Source organism: Psychromonas sp. psych-6C06, from assembly GCF_002835465.1.
GTDB lineage: Bacteria > Pseudomonadota > Gammaproteobacteria > Enterobacterales > Psychromonadaceae > Psychromonas.
The window spans coordinates 1-3,600 of record NZ_PIZM01000029.1 but is presented as its reverse complement, the minus strand read 5'-3'; the positions used below and the strand labels follow the sequence as shown (position 1 = coordinate 3,600).

Here is a 3,600-nt window from a genome sequence, read left to right as displayed (position 1 = left end):
CTTGAAGAATCAAGAAAATGGTGTTTACCTTTTTTGTTTTGATTTTGGGTTTTTAAATGTGGCTAAAAATGGTGTAACAAAGTATGTTATTGTACAATGGCAAGATTATATGAACCAGTAATTATTGGTTTAATGAAAATAAGGGCAACCCCAAAGTTGCCCATATGTAACTGACTATTATGCTCTAAAAATAAGACTATTCTAAAGAAGTATCGCCTTCGTTAGGGTTGTAAACATAATTAAAGGTATAGTACGGTGTAGCATCTTCAAAAGCATTTGGTTCAGATGGCGCATCTTCATAATAGCTTATAAACTCTACTTTGGCAAAATTACCTTCGGTAGTTCTAAATACGAATTCTTTACCTGGTATAGGTGTAATTAAATGTGTTGGGTCTCCTGCGTAGTTGTACCAACCATTATCACTACCTGTTGCTATGGCGAAAGAAGCATCTGCATCTTGCTCATAAGTACTTCCTTCTGCTGTGGTTACGCTTGCCACGGTGCCGGTTAGTTCGGCTACGCCAACCTTACCATTTCTTTCCGGTTCATCTTCAGTGCCGGTCAAGGTACCGCCATTAACGGCGATCGTGGTGCCCCTAAAGGCAATGTCCCATGCGGTATCACTGGTAGTAATGGCTCCGGTCTCAAAATCAAATTTGATGAACTCACCACCAACAGGTTCTCCTTGACCTCCGGTTTGTGGTGCATATAAATTGATAACGGTTTCCGCCTGTACCGGATCCGTTGGTGTGCTGTCATCATCGCTGCTACAAGAGGTGAATGCCATTGCTAAAAATGCTACTGCTAAAATGTTCTTTGTCATGGTAATTGTAATTAAAACCTGTTGCCAGGTGGGTTAGAATTGATAATTTAATTTAATGAATGCTTGTATGCCCGGCATTGTCGGGATATTGTTATCCGTATAATCCAATAGGTTGTTTGCGCCAACCTGAAGTGTAAAATCTGTATAGAATATTTTGCTTACCGCGGCATTTAGGGTAACAAAACCATCTATAAAACTGGTATCGAAATTATCTATGAGTCCGTTGCCATTGGTGTCATATTGTGCATACTTACTACGGTAGAGTACACGCAAGTTTACATGGGTATTGGCAGAGGGTGTATCATAGTGAGTATTTAAAATTGGCATTGTTCGTAGAAGGGTTGACCAAGCCAAAATAGTCAGAAGTGGCCAGGGCAACAGATTGTCCGGTATTGGCATCGCGTACAAACACTTGATCGTTTTTTACGTCTTCTCTTCTTTGTTTATCAAAGGCATAAAGTAATTGGTATCCGGCACTTATATTTAAATTATCCGTGAGTTTGTAGGCGGAGTTGATTTCAAAGCCCGTAGTGTATATTTCATCAAAATTCATATAACTGAACACGTTTTGTCCATTGGTCTTGCGGGCAATGATTCTGGTATCTATTAGGTTTTTAAAATCGTTTCTAAAGAAATTGATTTCTGTATTGCCAATACCATGTTTTAGAGTTAGGCCTAGGTTATAGCCAATAGAACTTTCTGCTTCCAACGGTTGGCTCAATTCGTCCTCAGTGACCACCACATCTAAGATTTGGTCTTGTTCTTCTAATTCTTGTAATTTATCCAAGGCTACATTATAACCTAGTACGGTATAGCCCACCGCGGAATTGGTGAAGTCAAAATATAACTGTCTAAAATCGGGCGCTTTAAAACCATAACCTACAGATCCCTTAATAGCCAGATTTGGATTTAATTGGTAGCGTAATGCCAACTTGGGACTAAATTGGTTGTTGTATTCAGATTGCTTGTCAAAGCGCGCTCCGGCAATAACATTCAGTTTTTCCAAAGGGTCAAAATCATACTGGGCATAAAGGTATTGAGAAGTGAAATTCACTTTTTCTTCAAAATAAGTCCTATCCAGCTCATCTAACTGTAATCCCGCTCCTGCGGTTAAAGTCCCGTTTTGGAACCCGGTTCTGTTTTCGTTTTCAATATTAAAGGTATAGCTACCACGTACCTCTGGCCTCAGTAATTTTTGATCAAAATCACTATCGCTCAAAACATCGGTAGAAATAGGGTCTGCCAATAATTCGGTAGCAACGTAATTGGTATAGTACAGTTCATAAGCCATGTTGAGCGCCGGGGTCAATTTGTGGTCCAGTCTGGCATGTGCGTTCCATTCACGTTCTTTGGTATCACCTTCGTATTGAATGCTATCCACGGTAAATCCGGCATCTTGTACCTGATCGTAGAATCGCCCAGAGGTAAAGAGAGAAAGTTGATCGTTGATATCATAATACAACCTACCGTTTAGGGTGTAGTTGGTATACGGGTTAACGGTTTGGCCCTCCGCATCTTCATTTAGGTCATATCCGTTGGATGAGAAACGATTGGCGAAAAATCCATACCGAAATTTTTTAAAACCCTGCTTAAGGTCTAGATTCATATCTTGTTGAGAAAAGCTACCGATACGGTATGATGCATTTCCGCTAAAATCTTGCTTTTCCGGTTTTTCGGTGATGATATTGATTACTCCGCCCAATGCCTCAGATCCATATAAACTGCTTGACGGACCTTTAACTACTTCAATCTGTTTAATATTACCTACGGTAAGTCGGCTTAAATCGAAATTTCCGGCACTGCGCCCCACCAATGGAACTCCATCTATAAGAATCAGAATATAGTCCGATGCAATACCTTGTATTTGTACCCCTTGAATTCCACTTTCATCGGTAACCGTTATAATACCTGTTTGCTCGTTCAGTATTTCATTAAGGCGTAGGGTACCGGATTTTATAATCTGTTTTTTGCCTACCAAGGTAACGGGTAGGGGAAGCGATGATAATTGACGGGCAGTTCTTGTGGCGGTCACTATGACTTCTTCTAATTCTTGTGATAAAATAGAATCTGTAACGCTGGGCACTTGGCTTTGCGCTACTATAATATTTGTACCTCTAAGTCGTCGAAAGGTCGCTTGTGGAAATCGCATTATATTTATTTAGACTTATTCTTGATAAGGATGCAAATATATAAACAATTCTTATTTAGAATAAATTAAAATAGTTATTTTTGTCAACGAACATCAAAAAATAATACACCTGTAAAATGAAAACAGTATTACCTACCATAATGGCATTAGTAGTATCTGCTAGTACAATTGCCCAAAAGGCGAAAAAGAACGATGACCGTGAAGCTATAAAAAGTATGTGCGGTTGTTTTGAAGTAACCTTCAACTTTGCCGAAACATTCCACCATAGTACGGATTCTTTGTATAAGCCTTCTAAAACAAAAGTGGATAAGGGCTTAGAGTGGGCAGAACTGGTGACGGATGAAGATGATAAAATATCCATTCAGCACCTGTTGCAGGTAGGTAACCCTGCAGACCCGCATATTGTAAAGCATTGGAGGCAAGATTGGCTGTATCAAAATACAGACCTATATTCTTATAATGCCGATAATACATGGACATTCAAAAAATTGCCATCAGATAAGTTAAAAGGGCAATGGACCCAAAAAGTATATCAAGTAGATGATAGCCCTAGGTATGAAGGCTCATCTACATGGGTACATGTAGATGGTAAAAGCTTTTGGTCAAATACTTCAGATTCCCTGTTACC

The 3,600-nt window shown here is 39.4% G+C and carries 4 protein-coding genes; 1 reads left to right on the top strand and 3 read right to left on the bottom strand.

Going from position 1 to position 3,600, the window contains the following annotated elements; all coding sequences use genetic code 11:
- Positions 1-196: 196 nt before the first annotated feature.
- The 3 genes from CW745_RS16495 to CW745_RS16490 are packed head-to-tail and all read right to left on the bottom strand — an operon-like array spanning position 197 to position 2,972.
- On the bottom strand, positions 197-823 hold the full coding sequence (locus tag CW745_RS16495) for an HmuY family protein (protein ID WP_101109787.1): 627 nt from the start codon (positions 821-823) through the stop codon (positions 197-199).
- Positions 824-856: 33 nt separating this feature from the next.
- Positions 857-1,150, bottom strand: coding sequence for a TonB-dependent receptor (locus tag CW745_RS17025; RefSeq protein ID WP_202973226.1), 294 nt, complete (start codon positions 1,148-1,150; stop codon positions 857-859).
- On the bottom strand, positions 1,125-2,972 hold the full coding sequence (locus CW745_RS16490; RefSeq protein ID WP_202973225.1) for a TonB-dependent receptor: 1,848 nt from the start codon (positions 2,970-2,972) through the stop codon (positions 1,125-1,127). Before CW745_RS16490 ends, CW745_RS17025 begins: the two co-directional genes overlap by 26 nt.
- A 116-nt stretch (positions 2,973-3,088) precedes the next feature.
- Here CW745_RS16490 and CW745_RS16485 point away from each other — a divergent pair.
- The coding region (locus CW745_RS16485; RefSeq protein WP_343226093.1) for a DUF6607 family protein at positions 3,089-3,600 on the top strand (512 nt) is incomplete at its 3' end.

Bases quoted from the DNA above. Each gene is read 5' to 3' on its own strand.
- CW745_RS16495 (WP_101109787.1), bottom strand. From the start codon at position 823: ATGACAAAGAACATTTTAGCAGTAGCATTTTTAGCAATGGCATTCACC.
- CW745_RS17025 (WP_202973226.1), bottom strand. From the start codon at position 1,150: ATGCCAATTTTAAATACTCACTATGATACACCCTCTGCCAATACCCAT.
- CW745_RS16490 (WP_202973225.1), bottom strand. From the start codon at position 2,972: ATGCGATTTCCACAAGCGACCTTTCGACGACTTAGAGGTACAAATATT.